The organism is Sphingopyxis selenitireducens, from assembly GCF_051550705.1.
In the GTDB taxonomy this organism is placed as follows: Bacteria; Pseudomonadota; Alphaproteobacteria; order Sphingomonadales; family Sphingomonadaceae; genus Sphingopyxis.
Genome location: NZ_JBPULG010000007.1, coordinates 57716 through 79347, shown reverse-complemented (window position 1 = coordinate 79347; position 21632 = coordinate 57716). Strand labels below are relative to the sequence as shown.

Annotated in this window: 23 protein-coding genes; 9 read left to right on the top strand and 14 right to left on the bottom strand. The window is 65.6% G+C overall.

What is annotated here, in order from left to right; genetic code table 11:
• The first annotated feature begins 117 nt into the window (after positions 1-117).
• The 9 genes from ruvA (at position 118) to pal (ending at position 6750) form a co-directional block, all read left to right on the top strand.
• Positions 118-720 (top strand): Holliday junction branch migration protein RuvA, encoded by a 603-nt coding sequence (gene ruvA / locus ACSYDV_RS21300; protein ID WP_438326083.1) that lies wholly within the window; start codon positions 118-120, stop codon positions 718-720.
• Positions 717-1121, top strand: a complete 405-nt coding sequence (locus ACSYDV_RS21295; protein WP_438326082.1) for a GFA family protein — start codon at positions 717-719, stop codon at positions 1119-1121. The genes ruvA and ACSYDV_RS21295 overlap by 4 nt, the downstream gene beginning before the upstream one ends.
• Entirely contained in the window at positions 1114-2145 is a 1032-nt protein-coding gene (gene ruvB, locus ACSYDV_RS21290; RefSeq protein ID WP_438326081.1) for a Holliday junction branch migration DNA helicase RuvB, read from the top strand. Before ACSYDV_RS21295 ends, ruvB begins: the two co-directional genes overlap by 8 nt.
• A gap of 101 nt (positions 2146-2246) precedes the next feature.
• Positions 2247-2726, top strand: a complete 480-nt coding sequence (locus ACSYDV_RS21285; RefSeq protein ID WP_438326080.1) for a YbgC/FadM family acyl-CoA thioesterase — start codon at positions 2247-2249, stop codon at positions 2724-2726.
• On the top strand, positions 2720-3418 hold the full coding sequence (gene tolQ, locus ACSYDV_RS21280; protein WP_438326079.1) for a protein TolQ: 699 nt from the start codon (positions 2720-2722) through the stop codon (positions 3416-3418). Before ACSYDV_RS21285 ends, tolQ begins: the two co-directional genes overlap by 7 nt.
• Complete coding sequence (gene tolR / locus ACSYDV_RS21275; RefSeq protein WP_438326078.1) at positions 3418-3927, top strand: protein TolR; 510 nt, start codon at positions 3418-3420, stop codon at positions 3925-3927. Before tolQ ends, tolR begins: the two co-directional genes overlap by 1 nt.
• A 9-nt stretch (positions 3928-3936) precedes the next feature.
• The gene (gene tolA, locus ACSYDV_RS21270; RefSeq protein ID WP_438326077.1) at positions 3937-4761 is read left to right on the top strand and encodes a cell envelope integrity protein TolA; all 825 of its coding nucleotides are present in this window, start codon (positions 3937-3939) and stop codon (positions 4759-4761) included.
• A 5-nt stretch (positions 4762-4766) separates the two neighbouring features.
• Positions 4767-6125, top strand: coding sequence for a Tol-Pal system beta propeller repeat protein TolB (tolB, locus tag ACSYDV_RS21265; RefSeq protein ID WP_438326076.1), 1359 nt, complete (start codon positions 4767-4769; stop codon positions 6123-6125).
• A 112-nt stretch (positions 6126-6237) separates the two neighbouring features.
• A complete protein-coding gene (gene pal, locus ACSYDV_RS21260; RefSeq protein ID WP_438326075.1) occupies positions 6238-6750 on the top strand; it encodes a peptidoglycan-associated lipoprotein Pal in 513 nt (170 codons plus the stop codon).
• Here the strand turns inward: pal and ACSYDV_RS21255 are convergent.
• From ACSYDV_RS21255 to ACSYDV_RS21190, 14 genes are all read right to left on the bottom strand, one after another.
• Positions 6737-7507 (bottom strand): prepilin peptidase, encoded by a 771-nt coding sequence (locus ACSYDV_RS21255; protein WP_438326074.1) that lies wholly within the window; start codon positions 7505-7507, stop codon positions 6737-6739. The genes pal and ACSYDV_RS21255 overlap by 14 nt on opposite strands.
• 1 nt (position 7508) lies before the next feature.
• The gene (locus tag ACSYDV_RS21250) at positions 7509-8225 is read right to left on the bottom strand and encodes a type II secretion system protein N (RefSeq protein WP_438326073.1); all 717 of its coding nucleotides are present in this window, start codon (positions 8223-8225) and stop codon (positions 7509-7511) included.
• A complete protein-coding gene (locus tag ACSYDV_RS21245; protein WP_438326072.1) occupies positions 8222-8704 on the bottom strand; it encodes a type II secretion system protein M in 483 nt (160 codons plus the stop codon). The genes ACSYDV_RS21250 and ACSYDV_RS21245 overlap by 4 nt, the downstream gene beginning before the upstream one ends.
• Positions 8701-9846 (bottom strand): type II secretion system protein GspL, encoded by a 1146-nt coding sequence (gene gspL, locus ACSYDV_RS21240; protein ID WP_438326071.1) that lies wholly within the window; start codon positions 9844-9846, stop codon positions 8701-8703. The genes ACSYDV_RS21245 and gspL overlap by 4 nt, the downstream gene beginning before the upstream one ends.
• A gap of 1 nt (position 9847) precedes the next feature.
• Positions 9848-10852 (bottom strand): type II secretion system minor pseudopilin GspK, encoded by a 1005-nt coding sequence (gene gspK, locus ACSYDV_RS21235; RefSeq protein WP_438326070.1) that lies wholly within the window; start codon positions 10850-10852, stop codon positions 9848-9850.
• Positions 10849-11457: a type II secretion system minor pseudopilin GspJ gene (gene gspJ / locus ACSYDV_RS21230; protein ID WP_438326069.1), complete on the bottom strand. Its 609-nt coding sequence runs from the start codon at positions 11455-11457 to the stop codon at positions 10849-10851. The genes gspK and gspJ overlap by 4 nt, the downstream gene beginning before the upstream one ends.
• A 17-nt stretch (positions 11458-11474) precedes the next feature.
• Complete coding sequence (gene gspI / locus ACSYDV_RS21225) at positions 11475-11852, bottom strand: type II secretion system minor pseudopilin GspI (protein ID WP_438326068.1); 378 nt, start codon at positions 11850-11852, stop codon at positions 11475-11477.
• Positions 11842-12336, bottom strand: coding sequence for a GspH/FimT family pseudopilin (locus ACSYDV_RS21220; RefSeq protein ID WP_438326067.1), 495 nt, complete (start codon positions 12334-12336; stop codon positions 11842-11844). The genes gspI and ACSYDV_RS21220 overlap by 11 nt, the downstream gene beginning before the upstream one ends.
• Positions 12311-12817: a type II secretion system major pseudopilin GspG gene (gene gspG, locus ACSYDV_RS21215; RefSeq protein WP_438326205.1), complete on the bottom strand. Its 507-nt coding sequence runs from the start codon at positions 12815-12817 to the stop codon at positions 12311-12313. Before gspG ends, ACSYDV_RS21220 begins: the two co-directional genes overlap by 26 nt.
• 2 nt (positions 12818-12819) lie before the next feature.
• The gene (gspF, locus tag ACSYDV_RS21210) at positions 12820-14037 is read right to left on the bottom strand and encodes a type II secretion system inner membrane protein GspF (RefSeq protein ID WP_438326066.1); all 1218 of its coding nucleotides are present in this window, start codon (positions 14035-14037) and stop codon (positions 12820-12822) included.
• The gene (gene gspE / locus ACSYDV_RS21205; RefSeq protein ID WP_438326065.1) at positions 14030-15526 is read right to left on the bottom strand and encodes a type II secretion system ATPase GspE; all 1497 of its coding nucleotides are present in this window, start codon (positions 15524-15526) and stop codon (positions 14030-14032) included. Before gspE ends, gspF begins: the two co-directional genes overlap by 8 nt.
• Positions 15523-17724: a type II secretion system secretin GspD gene (gspD, locus tag ACSYDV_RS21200; RefSeq protein WP_438326064.1), complete on the bottom strand. Its 2202-nt coding sequence runs from the start codon at positions 17722-17724 to the stop codon at positions 15523-15525. The genes gspE and gspD overlap by 4 nt, the downstream gene beginning before the upstream one ends.
• A gap of 5 nt (positions 17725-17729) precedes the next feature.
• The gene (locus ACSYDV_RS21195; protein ID WP_438326063.1) at positions 17730-18614 is read right to left on the bottom strand and encodes a type II secretion system protein N; all 885 of its coding nucleotides are present in this window, start codon (positions 18612-18614) and stop codon (positions 17730-17732) included.
• 265 nt (positions 18615-18879) lie between these two features.
• Positions 18880-21564 (bottom strand): TonB-dependent receptor domain-containing protein, encoded by a 2685-nt coding sequence (locus ACSYDV_RS21190; protein ID WP_438326062.1) that lies wholly within the window; start codon positions 21562-21564, stop codon positions 18880-18882.
• Positions 21565-21632: the final 68 nt, after the last annotated feature.

Sequence of the window (21632 nt, the reverse complement as noted above, 5' to 3'; positions counted from 1 at the left end):
CCGACATCTTTGTGTCTTTGTGTGAGTCCCTCTTTCTTCTTCGTGCCTTTGCGCCTTTGCGTGAGACATTCCTCCTTCCTTGTTCCCTTTTCATTCCTGTCACGCTAGGCATGTCGCATGATCGCAAAACTCACCGGACGACTGGACAGCAGCGGCGCGGGCCATGCGGTGATCGACGTCGGTGGCGTCGGTTATCTGGTCGAAGCATCGGCACGGACTCTCGACGCGCTCGGCGAGACCGGCAGCGACGTCACCATCCACACCGAAATGCTGGTCGGCGAGGATTTTATGCGCCTGCTCGGCTTCGCCCGCGCCGAAGAGCGCGACTGGTTCCGCCTGCTCACCCATGTTCAGGGCGTCGGCACGAAGGTCGCGCTGGCCATCCTGTCGGCACTCGAAATCGGCGATTTGCAGCGTGCGCTGGCAAGCGGCGACAGCGCGATGATCGCACGCGCCAACGGCGTCGGACCGAAGCTGGCGCAGCGGATTACACATGAGTTGAAGGATAAGGCGGGAGCGCTGGGTGGGATTTCGGGAAGCTCAAGCTCGTCTTACTCCGCAACCCCCGGCCCGCTCGGCGACGCCGTCACCGCCCTTACCGGCCTCGGCTTCAAACCCGGCGAAGCGAGTACTGCGGTCGCTGCCGCCAGCGAGGAGCTGGGTGCGGGCGCGAGCCTTGATGCACTCGTGCGGGTGGCGCTCAAGAAAGCGGCAAAGTGAGCGAGCGCGTCCGCAATGCAGGGTGCCGCTGCGGCGAGGTCCGGATCGCCTGCACCGGCGAGCCGATCCGCGTTTCGGTCTGCCATTGCCGCGAATGCAAAGCGCGGAGCGGGAGCGCGTTTGCCGCTCAGGTCCGCTTCCCTGCCGAACAGGTTCGCACCGAGGGCGCGGCGAAGATGTGGCAATATACCGGCGACAGCGGGAATAGCGCCGACTTCTTCTTTTGCGGCACCTGCGGTTCGGGCGTCTGGTACCGGGCGCGGCCTTATCATGACGCCTATGCGATACCGCTCGGCAATTTCGAACCCGGCCACGACTTCAAGCCGCAGTTTTCGGTCTGGGAGGACCGCAAGGAGCCTTGGGTTTCGATCACTGGCGATGCAATAGAACATTATGACTGAATCCGCCGGCCTTACGACCCCGATCCGCACCCCCGAGGATGCCGACGCCGCGCTGCGCCCCAAATCGCTCGCCGAATTCGTCGGACAGGCCGCGGCGCGCGAGAATCTGCGCATCTTTGTCGAAGCGGCGAAGACGCGCGGCGATGCGCTCGACCATGTGCTGTTCTTTGGCCCCCCGGGGCTCGGCAAAACGACGCTGGCGCAGATCGTCGCGCGCGAACTCGGCGTCGGCTTTCGGTCCACGTCAGGCCCGGTGATCGCCAAGGCGGGCGACCTCGCTGCGCTGCTCACCAATCTCGAGGACGGCGATGTGCTGTTTATCGACGAAATCCACCGCCTGTCGCCTGCGGTCGAGGAAATTCTCTATCCGGCCATGGAGGACCGCGCGCTCGACATCATGATCGGCGAAGGGCCGTCGGCGCGATCGGTGCGGATCGACCTGCCCAAATTCACGCTGGTCGGCGCGACGACGCGGCAAGGTCTGCTGACCACCCCGCTGCGCGACCGTTTCGGCATCCCGGTACGGCTCCATTTCTATACCCATGGCGAGCTGGAACAGGTGATCACCCGCGCCGCGAAGCTGCTGTCGCTGCCGATCGCACCCGACGGCGCGCTGGAGATTGCCAAACGCGCGCGCGGCACGCCGCGCATCGCGGGGCGACTGCTGCGCCGCGTGCGCGACTTTGCCACCGTCGCGGGCCATGCGATCGTCGATCGCAAGGCCGCCGATGCCGCGCTCAACCGGCTGGAGGTCGATTCCCTCGGGCTCGACGCCATGGACCGCCGTTACCTGACGATGATCGCCGATATTTATCGCGGCGGGCCGGTCGGCGTTGAGACGCTCGCGGCGGGACTTTCGGAACCCCGCGACACGATCGAGGATGTGATCGAACCCTATCTGCTCCAGATCGGGCTGATCGCGCGCACCGCGCGCGGACGCATGCTCAACGCCAGCGCGTGGAAGCATCTGGGGCTCAACCCGCCGGCGGGATCGCAGGATGGATTGTTCGATCAGGGCAAGTAGCGCGCAATTGCGCCGTTTTCTTCTGCCAAATGGCACGAAGGTGCGACGAACCGTTGAAGAGGGCTTTGCGGCGAGTCGCCCAGCGGCTATCGGTCGGAACAATGGTTGACGTTCCCCCACCCTTCGTCCCCGGCGCCTTCGTCGGAGCCGCGCATCATTATCGGGCGCGGGTCTATTTCGAAGACACCGACCTGTCGGGGATCGTCTATCACGCCAATTATCTGCGCTATATGGAGCGTGCACGATCCGACATGCTGCGCCTCGCCGGGATCGACCAGCGCGCGGCGATGGAGGGCGGCGAAGGCGCATGGGCCGTCACCGATCTGACCATAAAATATCGTAGCCCGGCGAAGCTTGACGATGATTTGCTGATCGTCAGCACGGTCGAGGCGGTGCGCGGCGCGAGCGTAATGATCGCACAGCGCATCCTTCGCGGTCATGACACGTTAAGCGACGAAACGCTTACAGACGGACGCGTGACCGCTGCATTTCTGTCACCCGAAGGCCGGCCGCGCCGCCAGCCCGCGGGCTGGGCCGACCGATTTACCGCCATCATGAATGGAGAGAATTTCCCTTGCTAGACAATATCTCGCTGGCCGCCGATGCGGCGACGCTGTCCCCCGTGGCACTGTTCCTGCAAGCCGACTGGGTCGTGAAGGGCGTGATGATCGGGCTTCTCGGCGCCTCCATCTATGTCTGGGCAGTCATCATCGGCCACGGCCGCAGCGTCGGCAAGATGATGAGTTCGTCCGAACGCTTCGAGCGCGATTTCTGGCGCGCGGGCAATATCGACAAATTTTACGAGGAAAATGGCCGCGAGGAACTGCCGAGCGCCAAGATCCTGGGCGCCGGAATTTCGGAATGGCGCCGGTCGACTGTGGGCAAAGCCGTCGACCGCGACGGCACCCGCGAACGGCTGGGCATTGCAATGAATTCGGCGATTGCGGGCGAAGTCGACCGGCTGGCCGAAAAGATCGGGACACTCGCGACGATCGGTTCGGTGGCGCCCTTCGTCGGACTGTTCGGTACCGTGTGGGGCATCATGCGCAGCTTCACCGCGATCGCGGCCGAAAATAACAGCAGCCTTGCCGTCGTCGCACCAGGGATCGCCGAAGCACTGTTCGCGACCGCGATCGGGCTGTTTGCCGCCATTCCCGCGGTGATCGCGTATAACAGCTTCTCGCAGCGCCTGAACCGGCTCGAATCGCGCCTCGGCCGCTTCGCTGACGGGCTGCACGCAACCTTCAGCCGCGAGCTTGAGGTCGAAGCCTGATGGCGATGACGGGTCCCTCGGGCGGCACCGGCGCACGGCGCGGCCGCGGGCGGCATCGCGCGCCGATGTCGGAAATCAACGTCACCCCGCTGGTCGACGTGATGCTGGTTCTGTTGATCATCTTCATGATCACCGCGCCTCTGCTCGCCTCCGCCGTGCCGATCGACCTGCCCGAAAGCCGGGCCAAGCCGGTCGAGACCGAGGAGCAGGAACCGGTGCAGCTGTCGATCAACGCCGATGATACGCTCTATATCGGTGAAGAGGTGGTGCCCGAGGCCGATTTGCCCGCACGGCTCGAAGCGATCGCCAGCGAAGCGAAGGACGGCGACAAACCGCGCCAGATCATGCTGCGCGCCGACAAGGGCCTCGACTATGGCCGCGTGATGCGCGTGATGGGTGAACTCAACCGCGCCGGCCTGTCGCGGATTGCGCTGGTGACAACGGGATCAGAGACCGCGCCCGCGGCCGTTGAACCAGCGGTCACCGCGGGTTCAGATAGCGGGCAATAGGCAAGGACGATGACCGAAATACGGGCATTGGGGGGAAATGAAGGACGCGGCGTCGCTGTCGCGGTGGCGGCGCATATCGTCATTATCGGCCTGCTTTCGGTGCAGTGGACCGCTGGCGATCGCCGTTTCGACAACCCGCCGATGGAGGTCGACCTGATCGCCGAAACCGCGGTGCAATCGACCGCGCCGGTGATCAGCGACACGCCGCCCGCCGCGCGACTGGGCGAAGAGGATGCGATCGATATCGCGGCGCCCGAACCGATGCCCGCGCCGCCCGAGCCGGACCCCGTGGTACGGCCGACCCCGGCGCCCACCCCAAAACAGGTTGCTCGTCCCAAATCCGAACCGGTCAAAAGACAACCACCCGCCGCGCGAAAGGCGCAGCCCAAAGCCGCACCCAAAGCTCCGCCGGCCAAGAAGACCCCGACGCGGCCGACGGGCAGGCTCGACGGGATCACCGACGGGTTGGCGAAGGACGCGCCCAAAACGCCCGCCAAAAAGGGCGCCCCCGCCGCCGCGACGGCTGCTGAAGTCCGGCGATCGATCGACGTCAGCATCAAGGCCGCCATCCGCCCCCGCTGGGACAGCTGCCGGGTCAGCGGAGTCGATGTCGATCAGCTGAAAACCGTCGTGAAATTCCGCCTGACCCAATCGGGTGCGCTCGCCGGTTTCAGCAGCGTCACGACATCGGGTGAAAATGACAGCAACACATTCCAGATAAAGCGCCACCAGGAATGCGCCAAACGCGCGGTGGAACTCGCCGCGCCCTTCGACCTGCCCGAAGAAAATTACAGCTTCTGGCAGAATTACACGCTCGATTTCATCAAGAGGTAAGTGAGATGATCCTCCGCACCAGCCTGTCCTTCGCCCTGTTGCTGACCGCTGCGCCGGTTCTGGCGCAGACGGCCGCGCCGCCCGCAGTCACGCCAACCGAACCGCGCGAAACGATCGAGGGCACGCTGTCCCAGGACCGCACTGTCATCGCCGTCCCGGCGCTCGCGACGCCCGCCGTCACGACCGTTGCAGGGCTTCGCACCGACAGCCTTGGCCGCCAGATCGCCGAAGTCATCGCCGCCGACCTCGAGCGCAGCGGCCTTTACGCGCCGCTCGGCCCCGGTAGCCTGCGTGCAATCAGCATGTCCGAAGTGCGCGCACCGCAATTCGCCGACTGGCAGGCACGCAACGCCGAAAATGTGGTGCATGGTTTTGTCCAGGCGAGCGGAACCGGCGGGCTCGTCGTCGGCTGTTATCTCTACGACACCCAGCTGGGCAGCGAACTGGTGCGTCAAGGCTTTGAAATCCAGCCCGGCGACTGGCGCCGCGCCGCGCACAAATGCGCCGACGCGATTTACTCGCGCCTGTCGGGCGAAGCGCCCTTCTTTGACAGCCGCGTCGCCTATATCGCGGAGAGCGGGCCGAAGGGGAACCGTATCAAGCGGCTTGCGATCATGGACAGCGATGGTGGCAATCACCGTTTCATCACCAACGGCCAAGCGCTGGCGATCAGCCCGCGATTCTCACCCGATTACAAGAAGATCGTCTATGTCAGCTATTTGAACAACCGCGTCCGCGTGTTCATCTATGACGTCGCCAACGGGTCGCAGAAGCTGGTGACCGAGAGCGGCAACGCGACCTTCGCCCCGCGCTGGTCGCCCGACGGATCCCAGATCCTCTATTCGATGGCGGTCGGCGGCAACACCGACATTTATCGCATCTCGGCCAATGGTGGGACGCCGGTCCGGCTGACCAGCACCCCGGGAATCGACGTCGGCGGCAGCTTCTCCCCCGACGGCAAGAAGATCGTGTTCGAAAGCGATCGGTCGGGCAATCAGCAAATCTATACGATGAACATCGACGGGTCGAACCAGCAGCGGATCAGCTTTGGCGGCGGCCGTTATGCCACCCCCGAATGGTCGCCGCGCGGCGATTTGATCGCCTTCACCCGCATGGGCGGCGGCGAGTTCCGCATCGGGGTGATGACCCCCGCAGGCGGCGGCACGCGTATGCTGACCAACAGCTGGCAGGATGAGGCGCCGACCTGGTCGCCGAACGGCCGCGTACTGCAATTCTTCCGCACCTCGCCGGGCCGCGAGGGCAAGTCCAGCCTGTGGCAGGTCGACCTGACCGGCGTGAACCTGCGCCGCCTGCCGACCCCGCAAGACGGATCGGATCCCAGCTGGGGTCCGGTGCTGCCCTGAGGCGCGAAATAAGCGGGAACCAAAGGAAATCTGCGGGATTGGAACATCGCGTTCAACATGCGTTCATCCCGTCGGCACTTAACCACCTACGCAACAATAAAGGACAGAAATCATGACGATACGCAAAACCACCGCGATGATCGCGGCGATCACCATGTTTGCTGTTGGCGCCTGCTCGAAAAAGGCGCCTGAAGTGCTGCCGCCGGCTCCCGAGGGTACGGGAAGCGACACCGGCGCCGGAACCGGCACGGGGGTCGTCCCCGGATCGCAGGAAGATTTCGTTGCCAACGTGTCTTCCGATCGCGTCTTCTTTGGTTTCGACCAGTATAATGTCGATGCCGAAGACCAGGCGACGCTGCAGAGCCAGGCGCAATGGCTGCAACGCAACCCTGCGGTGCGCGTCACGCTGGAAGGTCACGCCGATGAGCGCGGCACCCGCGATTACAACATCGCGCTGGGCGAACGCCGTGCCAACGCCGCGAAGAATTATCTTGCCTCGATCGGCGTCGATCCGAACCGGATTCAGGTGATCAGCTATGGCAAGGAACGCCCGGCAGAACTGGGTTCGACCGAAGAAGCCTATGCGAAGAACCGCCGCGCGGTGACCGTCATTATCGGCCGCTGATCAGCAGCCAGATCGGCACTGCGGCAAAGGCCGCGATGCTGACAAAAAGACCAAAGGGGATCCGCCGCTGAACCAGTGGCTGGTCCCCTTTTCCTTGGGTCGCAAGCGCCCATGCCAGCCCGCCGACGCTGGCGAGCAGCAGCACCAGCGGCAATGCCTGCCAGCCCAGCCACGCGCCGAGCGCGGCGACCAGCTTGGGATCGCCGCCGCCCATGCCGTCGGCGCCGCGCGCGCGGCGATAGCCCCAGGCGACCAGCGCCAGCGCGAGCCCGCCCGCAACGGCGCCGATCCAGCGGTCGGTGAGCACTGTCCCCATCAGCGGCCCCGCGAACAGCAAGCCGGTGGCCGCGAGCAATGCGTTCAGGCGATCGGGCAACCACAGGTGACGCGCGTCGAGCAGCGCAAGCGGCAGCAACAGCCAACCGAACAACGCCCAGAGCCAACCCGAGACACCGGGCATGAAGGCGAGCGCCAACGCGCCGATCAACGCCGAAGCGATTTCCACACGGCTATGGAAAGGATCGATTCGCGCACCGCATCGACGACAGCGTCCGCGTGACAAAAGCGCCGAGAGCAAAGGCACGAGATCCCATGCCGCGAGCGGCCGCTCGCAAGCATCGCAATGCGACCGCCCGAGCACCGAACGCTCGGCGGGCCAGCGCAGCACCAGCGTTGCGATGAAACTGCCGAGGATCAGCCCGATCAGCGCGGCCAAACCGACGCCCAGGCCATAGGGCAAGGCGTCGAGGGCACGCATGTCAGAAACGGCCAGAGGTCGCCAGAACGAACCCGCCCGAGCCGGCTTTGAAACCCAGGAGCGAAAGCGCAGCCGCCATCGTGGGATCACGGTCGACGTTGATCGCGAACTGCGCGCGCCAGGCACCGCTGCCGTCGAATGACAGCGTTAGTCGTTCCATCCCCGACTGGCTGGCGAGCGCCGCTTGCGCACGGCCGTTCGCGCACGTCAGCGGCCCCGACAGGCCGCGCGACAGGTCGAGCCCGGCGATCGGCGCTGTGACCGAAAGATGAAGCCGTCCGCTCGCTGCCGCGCATTTCCCGGCGTTGTCGAATTGCACGGTGGCGCCTTCGAAGCGGATCGTGTCGACGGGGATCATGCCGAGCCCGCCCGACATCGAGGTGACGCCATTGACGTCCGACACCCCGCGCGGATTGCTGCCGTGCAGGCGCCCGGCCAGCGCGCCAAGCCGGTCGTCGGCACGCGCGAACGCCATTTCGATCCGCCCCGTCAGCAGCGCGAGCGGTGACAGGCTGGCGCGCACGGTGCCGAGCGGCAGTGCGCCCAGCCGCGCCTCGGCCAGTTGACCCGACCATACCGACCCACGAACCTCGCGCGCGGTGACGCCGGCGTCCGATGCGCCCGACAGCCCCAGCGCGAGCCGCATCGGGAAGGTTGCGACGATCAGCAGCAACGCGAGCAGCGCCGCTATAAAAATCCAGCGCCTGCGCAGCGTCATTGTCCGCCCTTTCGAAGCTCGGCGGTCATGCCGACGGTGCCGTCGGCAGCGGGAGTGATCGTCAGCTGATCGACAACGAAACCCTGTGCTTCCAGCGCGGCGAGCCAATCGGTGAGTATCGGAGCCTTTGCCGTCGCGATGGCAATCGTCGCCTGCCGGTCGCCGCGCGCTTCGTTGCGATCAAGGGTCAAGCCGATTTCGCCCGCCGACTGCGCGAGATACTGGTCGATCGCGACCGCATCGAGCGCCGCCGTGAGCGGTTTCGCAGGCCGCTGCGCCAACAGCTGCACCTTTGCCGCCACCCGGCCTTCGCGTTCGATCGCGGCGCGATGCTGCGCTTCAAGGTCGGTGAAGGCCGCATAGGCCGGACGCCCGAGCCCCCAGATGATGACGCCAAGCGCCAACACCCCCGCTATGCCAACCAGCCAGCGTTCGCGCACCGACAGCGCGATCCACCAATTCTGCAATTTCTCGGTCATGGCACCGCCCGGATCGTTACATTGGCCATTTGCTGGCCGTCGGTGCCCGCCATCGGCTGCGCGGTGATGCGATAGCCACGCGCCTGCAGCGCGAGCAGGACCTGATTGACATCATCGATGCGCGGCGCGGCGAGGGTCGTCGTCAGCGTGCCGTCGGTACGATGCGACAGGGTTTTCAGCGTCACGCCCGGTGCGTCTGCCATCGCATCATAAAGCGCGGATGCCGGGACCGAGAAAGCAAGCGGCCCGCCGCCTGCGGCCGCAAGGCGGCGATCGAGTTCGGCCTCTGCCGCCGTCGCGTCCGACGCCTTGATCCCGACCTTCGTTGCGGTTGCGACCACTGCGCTGTCGGCGCGGCTGGTATCTGCGGCCAGCCGCACGGCATGGATGATCGGGATGAGCAGGCTGATGACGAGCAGTCCGATCGTCAGAAACTTGGCCAATCGTAACATGACCGGATCGACCGACCAGCTCCGCTTCGGCTTCCACCCTCCGCTCAGAAGGTCAATGGGCGGTGCGGCGAGCGTCAGAAGCAGTGCGTCGCGCATCCGGTCGGCGCCGAGCGGCGCAATATCATGACCTCCGGCGATCAGCGGGTCGAGTTCGGGATCGGAGACATAGGCGCGGGTGATGGTACGGATAATCTGTTCGCCGCCAAGCTCCGCCGACCACACATGATCGGGTTCGGGGGGCGGCACCGCGGCCCCCGCCGGGATGATCGCCGCAGGAGAAAGTCCCCGCGCTTTGAGCCAATCGATCCAGGCGGTCATCGCGGCGTGAGTGGTCACAGCCACCGGCACCGCCTGCCCTGCTTCGGCGGGCTGGCCAGCGACGATATGCAGTGCCGCGGCGTCACCCAGGCTGGCCTTCAGCGTGTCGATGCGCGCCGCGGCGGAGGCCTGAGCGGGCGCTGCATCGGGATAATGAAGCCAGCGCAGCGGCACGTCGGCGACGGGCGCGAGCGCGATCAGCCGGTCATCGGCGCCGTCGTCCTGTGGTTTTTCCCACGCATCGATCCAGCCGTCATCCTGTCCCGAATCGACGATCACGCCATTGTCGATGCGCAACCATGCGGGCGGCGGCGAATCCTTGTCGGCGAGGGCCGCCACAGAAGGCAGCCAGAGAAGCAGCGAGCGCGTCATATCAGTCGGCCTCGCCCCAATCGCGGCGAACGATGACCGGCGGCGCCTGCCCGGCAGCGGGTGCACCGCCATTGGCATCGATGAGTGAAACTGCCGTCAAAAACCCGTCCCCCATCGTCACATTCGTCGTCAGCGTCAGCCAGCGGCTCGTCACCCCGGCCTGTTCGCCGACATCGCCCGGAGCAAACCGTTCGAGCGAGCGGGCCTTCCAGAATCGCTCGCTGCTGCCATAGCCGCCCGCAGGCCGTGCCGCCAGCGCTGCCCGTGCATCGGCGATGGAGATTTCGCCCGGCATCAGCATCGCAACCAGCGGCGCCTGTTCGGGTGCGAGTGTGTTGACGTTGAGCCGCACCGGTTCGGCGACCGGAAGCACACAAATCCAGGGTTTCAGCCGCGCATAAATTTTGGGCGACACCCCGCGCACCGCGCGCAGCTCGCTGATGTCGGCCATCTTGCGGTTCGCGGGCAGATAGGAATTCGACATCGATCGATAGACGCCGTCCTCGGCGCCCAGGGGGCCTTCGTTGCTGTCACTGTCGATCCAGTCCGCCGCCGCCCCGGCGATCGCCTGTGCCTCGCCCGGGTCGATGCCAAGCAAGGTCATCAACTCGCCAAATTGCCGCATCATAACCGAACGCTGGCTGAGCAACCCGGGTGCGGTTTCGGCAACCAGGCTGTTGAGGTTGAAGCAATTATTGGCGTCGGCCAGCCGCGCCTTCCCCTCGCCCCCCGGTAGCGGCAGGACAAAATCGCGCCCGAGCCAGTCGCCGGCGAGCGTCAGCTTGGCAGGATCGCGCCCGACCAGATCAGCCACGCGGCGCAGCGCAATTTCTTCGGCGGCAAAGCTGTATGCGCGCCCCTGATCAACCGTGGCCGCACTGCCGGCGATGCGAGTTGCCAGCGTCAGCCGGTCGAGCGCGGTCGCAGCGATAACCGCCATCACCGCGACGAGCAGCAAGACACTCAGCAGCGCCGCGCCGCGTTCCTCTTTCGAACCTTGGGTCATGGTGCCGGCACCGGAGCAACAAGCGGCGGCGGCGGGGCCGGCGCGGTCAGGAAAAGCATGACGAGCGGGGCGCGGCCTTCACGGGTCAACCGCACTTCGACCGCGCGCGGCAGGCGGTCGCCGGGTTCCGACGTCCAGACGCTGCCCCACGCGCCGTTTTCGTCGCGGTAGCGAACGGAAACCGCGCGCACGTCGCCGGCCAGCCGATCGCCCTCCCCCATTGCAGTGCCGTCGAGCATCGGCTGGACGGCGCGGCGCCATTCGTTGCCCACCACCGCATAGCCGACACGCTCGACCGCCGGACGCGGGCCACCATCGAACGCCCCTGCACCGCCATGAACGAAAGCGAAGCCGCTCTCCGACCCGATAAACGCCGGAATGGTTTCGCCCGACGGGCCGCGCGTGGGGCGCGGAAGCGCCTGGGCCAGATCGTTCGCTATCAACGCCCGGAGGCGGTTGACGCCGCCCATCGCCTTCAGCCGCTCCTGCACCGCGTCTTGCGTATCGACGCTGCTCCGCAGCAGCCCGACACCCATCGCGGCGATCGCAGCAAAGAGCGACAGCGAAATGAGCATTTCGACGAGAGTGAAGCCGCGGTCGCCCACGGAAGGCCGTTCCACGTTCATCGCGACGGCCGGATGATCGTCAGCACCGACTGCCCGCGCCCGGACTCAGGCCGGACTATCAGATCGATTTGCAGCAGGCTGTCGTCGGCGGTCCGCTTGACCCGCTGTTCGATCCGCCAGTTGCGGCCGGCGTTGGCGACCGACGATGCGCTGTTGCCGATCGTCGGCGGCGCCGGGTCGGTCCACAGTTCGACCGCGCGGTTCTGCGCGACGACGCCCGCCATCGTGCTTTCGTCGAGATCGCCCGCGGTTCGCACCGCATAGGCGTCGAGCCGCACGAGGGTCAGCGCGGCGATGCTGATGATGCTGAGCGCCACCAGCATTTCGAGCAGGGTAAAGCCGCTCTCGCAAGTTTTGGCGCGATCACTGCCCACGGCTGACCTCCCCCGTCGCCGACACGCGCACGACCTCCCGCGCGTCGCCGCCCGACAGGACAACGACCTGCGGCGTCGGGCTGGTTCCTACACGGTCGAAGAGGATTCGCGCCGCGCCCTGACCGTCGCCCGCAACGAAGCGGATGTCGGCTGGCCAGTTGCGCTGGGCAAAGGCCCGGCCGGGCAAAGGTTGCCATTCGCCGCCGATACGTCGTTCGAAGCCATAGCCCGAGGGCGCGAAGTTGACCGAAACGCTGCGCCCCTCGATCACCGCGACATCGCGCGCGCCAGCGAGGCGCGCGGCGAGGCGATCGGCTTCGCTGCGGACGTTGCGCTCTTCGCCGGGGATCGTCAGCACAACTGCGGTCGCAGCGAGCCCGAGGATCGCGAGCACGACCATCAACTCGACCAGCGTAAAGCCGCCAGTCTTTGCCTTGCGACGGCCGGGTGCTGCGTCCTCAGCTGTCTCCGCGAATATCGGCATTGTCGTCGGTCCCGCCCGGTGCCCCGTCGGCGCCCAGCGACCAGACGTCGAACGCCTTCCCGTCCGGGCCGGGGGCCTGGTAATTATAGGGACGGCCCCACGGATCGGCGGGCAGTTTCTTGATATAGCCGCCGCGGCGATAGCGTTCGGGCTGCGCGAGCGAAGGCGGCGCGACACTGAGTGCGTTCAGCCCGTCGGACGAGGCCGGATAGGTCAGATTATCGAGGCGATATTGTTCGAGCGCGGTCTCCAGCGTCGCGATATCCGCCTTGGCCTTGGTCACCATCGCCCTGTCCTGGCTCGGCAGAACGTTGATCATCACCACCGTCGCGAGCAGCCCGATGATGAAGATCACAACCATCAACTCGGTCAGGGTGAAGCCGCGTTCGTCCTTCTTGCGTTGCCGTTTTACGGGCGAACGGCCCCGATCTGCAAAGGACGGATCGAGCATGAGACGGAAGAAAAGCTGCATCAGGGACATTTTCATAGACCTGCTAGGTTCTGCAACTGAAGGATCGGAAGCAGAATGGCGAGGATGATAAGGGCAACGCACGACCCCATAACGACAATTATGACAGGCTCGAGTAACGCCATCGACGCCGCCGTGAAACGATCAAATTCGCGCTCTAGATAATCGGCCGCGCGCTCCAGCATCTGTTCGAGCCGGCCGGCGCTTTCGCCGCTGGCGGTCATGTAGACGAGCAGGGGCGGAAAAACCCCGGCATCGCGGAGCGCCGCCGACAGGCTGCCGCCCGCACGCACCTGATCGACGATCGCCGCAGTCGCGCCGGTAAGCGCGGCGTTGCGGATCGTCGGCAGGGTCAGCCGCAGACCCTCGACAAGCGGCAGGCGGCTGGACACCATCGTCGACAGCGTGCGGGCAAAACGCGCGGCATAGAGATCCCGGAGCAGGCGGCCAAAGAGGGGCAGGCGCAGCAGGCGCGCATCGACGCGCGCCTTGAACGCCGGGCGCCGCATCGCGCTGATCCAGCCGAAGCTTGCCGCAGCGATCAGCAGTGCAATCAGCCACCACCAGTTGGCGGCAAAGCCCGAGATAGCGATCACCGCGCGGGTCAGGAAGGGCAGTTGCTGACCGACATCGGTGAATTGCTCGACCACGCGCGGGACGACGAAGATCATCAGCGCCGCGACGACGCCGACCGCGACCACCGCGAGCACGATCGGATAAGCCAGCGCGGCGATCAGCTTCCCGCGCACTTCGGCCTGGCGTTCGAGCAGGTCGGCGAGCCGCGCGAGGATGGTCGTCAGGCTGCCCGTGGTTTCGCCCGCCGCGACCATCGCGCGGTAGAGCGGCGGGAAGCTGCCCGGCTGGCGCGCCATCGCATCGGCGAGGCGGCGGCCTTCGAGCAGTCCGGCGTGAACGTCGCCAATGACGGCACGCGCGCTTTCCGCCTCGCTCTGCCGGGTCAGCGTGCGCAACGCCTCTTCGAGCGGTGCGACTTCGGCAAGCGTCGCGAGCTGGCGGGTGAAGAGCGCAAGATCCTTGCCCGACAGTCTGTTACGGCGAAACGCGAGCAAGGAACGGCCGCCAGACGGCTTTGCCCCGGCGGCTTCGACCGCGACGATATGAAATTTCCGCCGCATCAGGTCGGCGCGCGCGGCATCGTCGTTGGCGGCGGTCAACCGCCCCGTGCGCTCGCGGCCCTGCGGATCAATCGCCACATAGCGATAATCAGGCATCGATTTCCTCGCGCCGCGCGACACGGATCGCCTCTTCGGCCGTCGTCAGCCCCTTCGCAACCATCGTCCGCGCCGCCGAGGCGAGCGTCGGCGATTTCAGGAAAGCGTGGCGCGCAATCATCGCCTCGTCGCCGCCATTATAGATGTAGCGGCGCACGGTATCGTCGACCTTGATCGCCTCGAACACCCCGATGCGTCCCTTATAACCCGTGCCATTGCAATGCTCGCAGCCCTTGGGCCGCCAGATCACCGTACCGATGTCGAGGCCGAGGATCGCGGCGACGCTATTGTCGGCCTGAACGGGCTCGCGGCAATGATCGCAAAGTTTGCGGACCAGTCGCTGCGCGATGACAGCACGAAGGGTCGAGGCGAGCAGGAAAGGTTCGACCTTCAAATCCTTCAGGCGCGTGATCGCACCGACGGCATCATTGGTGTGAACGGTCGAGAGGACCAGATGGCCGGTCAGCGAGGCCTGCACCGCGATGTCGGCGGTTTCGCGGTCGCGGATTTCGCCGACCATCACGACGTCGGGATCCTGTCGCAGGATGGCGCGCAGACCCGCAGCGAAGTCGAGCCCGACCTTGCTGTTCACCTGCGTCTGGCCGACGCCGTCGACCGCATATTCAACCGGGTCCTCGACGGTCAGGATATTGCGCTGGCCGTCGTTGAGCTGCTTGAGCGCGGCATAGAGCGACGTCGTCTTGCCCGATCCGGTCGGCCCGGTGACGAGGATGATGCCATTGGGTTCGGCGAGTGCTTCGCGCAAAATCTGGTCGGCGGCCCCCGACAGGCCGAGGACGTCGAAGTCGATCCCCGCGGCATCCTTGTCGAGGATACGCATCACGACGCGCTCGCCGGCACGGCTGGGGAGCGTCGAGACGCGAACATCGACCGCCTTGCCCGCAAGGGTCAGCCCGATGCGGCCGTCCTGCGGCACGCGGCGTTCGGCGATGTCGAGGCGCGCCATCACCTTGATACGGCTGACGACGACGGGAGCGACATGCGGCGGCATGCGCAAATGCTCGCGCAGCACGCCGTCGGTACGCATCCGAACGACAAGCCCGCTTTCATAGGGCTCGATATGAATATCGCTGACGCCCTGGCGCACCGCTTCGGCGATGATGGCATTGATCAGCCGGATCGCGGGCGCATCATCGGCGCTGTCGAGCAAATCCTCGGCGCTCGGCAGGCTGAAGTCGATGTCGCTGCCATCGAGCGACCCCGCCATCGCGGCGGCCGAACTATCGACGGCATAATGGTCGGAGAGCAGCCGGTCGAAATCGGCGACGCTCGCGGTCGCGACGCGCAGCGGCTGCGAAAGATAGCGCTTCACCTCGATCAGCACCGCGGGATCGGCGTCCTCGCGCAGCGTCGCGAGCCACGCACCGCCTTCGCCCTGCGCGATCACGACGCCATGCGCCCGCGCAAAGCCATAAGGGATGTCGACCGGCGTCGGAAGCGGCGCGGCGGTCGGTTCGCCATCGGTCACGGATAATCTCCGGCGGGAGGCGCAGGCGCCTTTGAAATCGAGGGGGGGACGTCGGTCGTCGAGACGCTGCCCTCGGGACCACGCAGCGCGGGCAAATCGACCGGGCCGACGGTGATATCGGCGGCGGTCGCCGCAGTCAGCGCGGGCGGCACCGCGCCCAGATAGTCGCGCACCAGCGTATCGATCGCGGGCTCCTCATCGGGATTCCGTCGCAACTGGAAGTCGCGGATATAGCCGTAGCGGCGTGCGGTGAGCGCGGCATTATCCTCGCGGTTGCGCAGGATAGTCGGGCGGATGAAGACCATGAGGTTGGTTTTCGACCGCGTGCGGCTGCGCGATTTGAACAATTCGCCAAGCAGCGGAATGTCACTGAGGAGCGGGATGCGCTCGATCGTCTTGCGCTCGTCATCGTTGAGCAGCCCGCCGATCGCGAGGATTTCGCCATCGTCGACGGTCAGCACCGTCTCAAACGCGCGTTTGTTGAGGATGAGGTCGCTGTTGCGCGACGACACTGGTCCGGCGACGCTCGACACTTCCTGACGGAGGAACATCTTCACTTCGCCCGCGCCATTGACCTGCGGCGTCACTTCCAGCTTGATCCCGACCTCTTCGCGCTGAACGGTGCGGAAGGCATTTTCGAAATTGTCGCCCAGTTTCTCGCCGGTCGTGATCGGAACATCCTGTCCGACGAGGAATTTCGCCGCCTGATTGTCCAGCGTGACGATGTGCGGGGTCGCGAGCAGGTTCGAGGTGGTATCGGATTTCACCGCATTGATGATCGCGCCGAAAATCGTGTTCTTACCGATATCTCCCGCGAAACCGGCAAAGCCGCCGGTCGCAGTCAAGAGTGATGCCGCAGCGGCTTCCTGCAGGCTGTTGCCGAGCGAACTGTTGGTCTGAGTGACCGTGGTGGTCCCGTTGACCGTCGTGGTCTGCTGCGACAACTGGTTCGCGGCATAGGCGCCGCCCAGCGTCAATATGTTCGGCTGCGCATTGCTGTAGCTCGTCGCGACGAACGGAATATTCTTGCCGCCGAGGAGGAACTGGACGCCGAGACGCTTGGCCGCATCGTCGCCGATTTCGACGACGATCGCCTCGACCAGCACCTGTTGGCGGCGGCTGTCGAGTTGACGGATCAGTTCGCCCAGCATGCGCTGAACTTCGCTGTTCGCGGCGACGATGATCGCGTTCGCGCCTTCGTAGCGCGTGACGATCGCGGGGCCGCGGGTCGATATGCTGCCGCTTCCGCCGCCGCCGGTCGAAACCGCCGTGGTTGCCGCAGGTGCTGGCGCCGGCGTGCTGCTGCTGCCCGACGACGATGAAGAGGTGGCCGGCGACAGCCCCGCCTTTTGCGCGGGATCGCTGCCGCCACCGATGAGCTGTTGCAGCGTCGGCAGCAATGTTTCGGCATTGGCGTGTTCGAGCCAGTAAACGCGAAGTTCGGTGCCACCCGCTGCCTTTGCGTCAAGATCATTCGCCATCGATACGAAGCGCGCGACCAGCGCCTGATCGCCGCGCAGGGCAATGGCATTGCTGCTGTCGATCGGGACGATCGCGACCGGCGACTTCGCGCCTTCGCCCGCCGCCGGGACCAGCGCCTGAAGCGCGGCGGCGATTTCACGCGCTCCGGCGTTTTTCAGCGTGACGATCTGGCTGGTCGAACTGTCGCGGTCGATGCTCGACGCGAGCGAGCGAATGCGGCGGATATTGTCCGCGAAATCGGCGACCACAAGACTGTTCGCGTTGCGGTTCGCGGTCAGCGAGCCCTGCGGGCTGACCAGCGGGCGCAAGGTCTCGACCGCCGCGACGGCGTCGATGTGACGCAGGCGAATGATTTCGGTGACGAACTGGTTCTGCGCCGCCCCGCCGCTGCCGATCCGGCCGGGCTGCGCCGCCGCACCGTCGATCGGCTGGACGCGATAGGCGCCGTTCGGGCCGGGAACCGCGACGAGCCCGTTCGAGCGCAGGGTCGACAGGAAAATCTCGAAATATTCGCTGCGCGACAGCGGGCGGTCGGTGACGACCGACACCTTGCCGTTGACGCGGCCGTCGATGACGAAAGTCCGCCCCGTGATCCGCGCCGCGTCCTGAATGAAGGCGCGAATATCGGCGTCACGGACGTTGAGCGTATATTGGGCCGACGCGGGGGTTGCGGAAACAAGCGCGGCGGCAAGCATCAGGGACAGTTTGAAACGCATGGATATCAGGGCTTTGCGAGAAAAAGGGCAATGGGGACGACGCTGGCGCCGCGCTCGACTTCGAGCGACAGGCGGGCGCCCGGGGTGAGTTGATTGGCAAGCCCGGCGGCGTCGGCCGCCGAGCCGATCGGGCGGCCGTTGACCGAGCGGATGACATCGCCGGGACGCAGGCCCGCGGCACGGAAGGCGGCGCCATCGCCCTGCGGCTGGACGACCAGACCCGTGACGCGCCCTTCTTCGGTCCGCGGAGCGAAGCCCACACCGGCCTTGAGCGCGGCGGGCAACATTTCGCCATTGGTGCTGACCCCGCCGGCCGCCGCGCTGCCGATTTCGGGCGTCGGTGCAGGCAAGGGGGTCGCGGAGCCGGCGACGGGCGCCTCGCCGCTCTGGTCGAGGAACAGGCTCTCGCGCGCGCCGCTGCGGTCGAGCGTCACATGATCGAAGGCGACACCGACCAGCTTCACGCCGGGCGCGATCTCATCACCGACGGCATAGCTGTTCTGCACCCCATCCTCGCCCGCGATGATCGCCGAGCCGCCGCCGGTCGCTTCGTTGAGATTGATGCCGAACAGCGTCAGCCCGAGCGCGGTCACGGTCGCACTGGCGGGGCCCTGCGCCGCAGTGCGGAAAAAGGGATCGAGGCTGGCGAACAGCGCGCGGCGTTCGGCGGGTGAGGCAATAACCGCCGCCTGCGGCTGCCATGCACCGAGCGGCGACAGCGGAACGATCAGCACCCAGAGCAGACGCACAAGTTGCCAGACGAGCAACGCGCCAAGAAATCCCGCGAGCAGCTTCGGCCAGATCTCGCGCGGCTTACCCGCACCGCTGCGCAGCCACGCGGGTACGCCGCGTGACAGCCGCACAGCCGATCCAGACATCAGCGTCGCCATGAAATTGCCCCTGTCCCCCGTGTGAAAAATGCCGTCCCGAATCGCCTAGGTGGATTTGATGACAGGCAGTTGACGCAAAGATGACAGTTTTTTTACAACCGGGCGAGTCTCGAGGCATGGGCCAGACCCGATCCTGCCTGTGCCGTCGGCATGGAAGGTGGCAGTCCCGCGGGGACTGATGGAGGGGCTTTATCCCGGCCCCTCGCCCATCGGCTACGCCGACGGTCCCCCTCCCCATCGCTTCGCGACAGGGAGGGTTTCGTGCTTAGAATTTCAGCGAGGCGCTGAGCGAGAAAGTGCGGCCCAGCTTGTAGCGGTTGAAGTAGATCCGGTTGTCGCCCGATTCCTGGACTTCCTGATATTTGCGGCCGGTCAGGTTGCGTGCCTCGAACTTCAGCTCGACCTCCTTGCCGAGCATGTTCAGGCCCTGCCGCGCGACGAAGTCGAGCTGAATGCCCGGCTTTTCGAGCAGATCAGGCTGGCGCGACGGACCGCGGCTGGTGACGCGCGGGCTGGCGTAGGTCAGGAGCAGGGTCTGCTGCGACAGCTTGTCCTGATCTTCCAGTCCGATCTGGAGGTTGACCAGATGGTCCGACTGGCCGGTCATCGGTGCACCGTCGAAGAAATAATTGCTCGCGGCTTCGGTCACCCCGTTGATCACGGTGGTATCGCCAGCGCGCACCGAAATGTCCGACTGGGTATATGTGTAGTTGCCGATCAGGACGAGGCGGCGGCTCTGCCAGAAGGGTGTGTCGGACAGGGTGTCGAGCGGGAAATATTTCTGCACTTCGAACTCGGCGCCATAGAGCGTCGCCTTCGGCGCATTGGCAAAGCCGGTGCTGACCGACGAATCCGACAGCGAAGTGAAGGCTTCGATCGGATTGTCGATCGACTTGTAGAAGCCCGCGACCGACAGGCGCTGGTCCTTGTCGAAATACCATTCGTAGCGCGCTTCGGCGTTCCACAGCTCGCTGTCGGTCAGCGAGGGGTTGCCGCGATACAGGCGGTTCGATTCCGGATCCTGATAGACTTGCGCCACCAGTTCGCGGAACTGCGGGCGCGCGATCGTTTTCGACCCGCTGGCGCGCAGCTGCATATCGGGGGCGACTTCCCACGTCAGGGTCACGGCCGGGAGCCAGTAATCATTGTTCAAATTGGTTGAGACGATCGCCGACGATCCGGTGTTGAACAGATCGATCGGCGCGACCGTCTGCTTCGCGTCCTCATAACGCACGCCGGCGTTGATGTTGACGCCCGACGTCAGTTCGGCCTGCACCTGCGCATAGCCGGCGTGGGTCGTGAGGTCGGCGGCGAAAGCCGCGGTCCCATCCTGCGCCGAGGTTTCGAGCAGGGTGATGTCGTAAAGCTGGATCGTCGCGTCCGAAAGCAGATAGTCGGGGCGCAGTTGCTGCACCGCGAGCGGCAGGTTCGACGCACGGAACTGGAACGAGCGGCGCGCCGAGGTGCGATGCGTGTCGCTATAGGCATAACCGACCGTCGCGGTGATGCGGGGAGCGAGTTCGTAGGACAGATCGACGCCGCCCGACCACAGATCTTCGTTCAGGTCCGAAAAGGCAATGCTTGCGTCGCCGCGGCTGCCACCCAGATCGTTGACGAACTTATCGCCGAGCGGATCCTGTGCAGTCGGCAAATTGGTGCGGACATAGGTGAAGCTGCGCTCATAGGGCGCCTCACGCTGCGAATTGGCATAACCGCCGCGCAGGTCGAGCTTGAGCTGGTCGAAGTGGAATTCGCCGACGAACTGCGTGTTGATCAGCTGCCGCTCGTACCAGGCCGTATCCTGCTTCATGATGTCGCGACCCTGCTGGTTCGCGTCGGTGCCAAGCGCGAGACGCGCCTGTTTCAGCGTGTCGCGGATATAGAGGTTGGTCCAGCGCAGCTTGTGCTCACCGATCTCCAGCCCGAAACCGAGCAGCCCGTTGACCACGATGCGGTTGTCGGTGACGACGCGGTTGTAGCTGGTCTGCGGGTCGCCCGACAGGTCGCGTTCGACCGACGTCTGTTGCAGCGTGTCGCGGGTGCGCCACTTGTTACTGATTCCGGCGGTCGCAATGATGCCGAGTTCGCCGTCGCCCAGCGAGATAGTGGTACCGCCGGTGACGCCCGCTGACCAGTTGACCGGGATATGATTATTCTGCTGGACCAGCGAGGTTGGCGAATTGGAAAGCTCCATCGCCATCGCCTTCAGATCGTCCTGGCTGAAGTCGGCGCCTTCGAGGATCGGCTTGCCGCTGCCGAATGCCGCCTTGAGCAACGGCGGCACGTCGCGCGTGCCATCGTCGAAGCCGGTCCAGTCGGTGTCGCTGCCATAATAGGTATAGCCAAGCTGGTTGGTCGTCTCGCTGTCCCAGCCGATCCCGCCGCTAAAGGTCAGGAAGGGCTCGCGCGGGATCGCCTTGGTCGTGAGGTTGATCACGCCGCCGCCGAATTCGCCCGGGAAATTCGCCGAATAGCTTTTCTGGATCAGCGTCGAATCGATCACGTTCGAGGGGAAGATGTCGAGCGGAACGACACGCTTCAGCGGCTCGGGACTGGGCAACGGCGAACCGTTGAGCAGCGCGAGCGAATAGCGGTCGCCGAGGCCGCGAACATAGACATAGCCGCCGCCCACGACACTGAGGCCGGTGACACGCTGCAGCGCGCCCGAAATATCGCCCTCGCCCGTCCGCGCGATATCGGCCGACGACAGCGCCGAGACAACTTCCGGAGTCGCACGGACGATATTGGGGGTGAAGCGGCCGGTGACGACGATTTCGGCGTCGGCGCCGCCGGGGATCGAAACATCGCCGTCTTCCTCATCCGGCTGTGCCGATGCCTCGGCCGGCGCGTCGGCGGCCGGCTCGGCACCCGCATCCTGAGCGAGCGCCGCTGGCGCGACAAGGGCGGAACTGAGGAGAAGCAGGCTGGCGAAGATCGGCCGCTTGGTCATGGTCGAATGTCCCCGAAGATAATGTGTGAAAGGAGCGGGCCAGTCCGTCATGGACCTGCCCGCTCCCC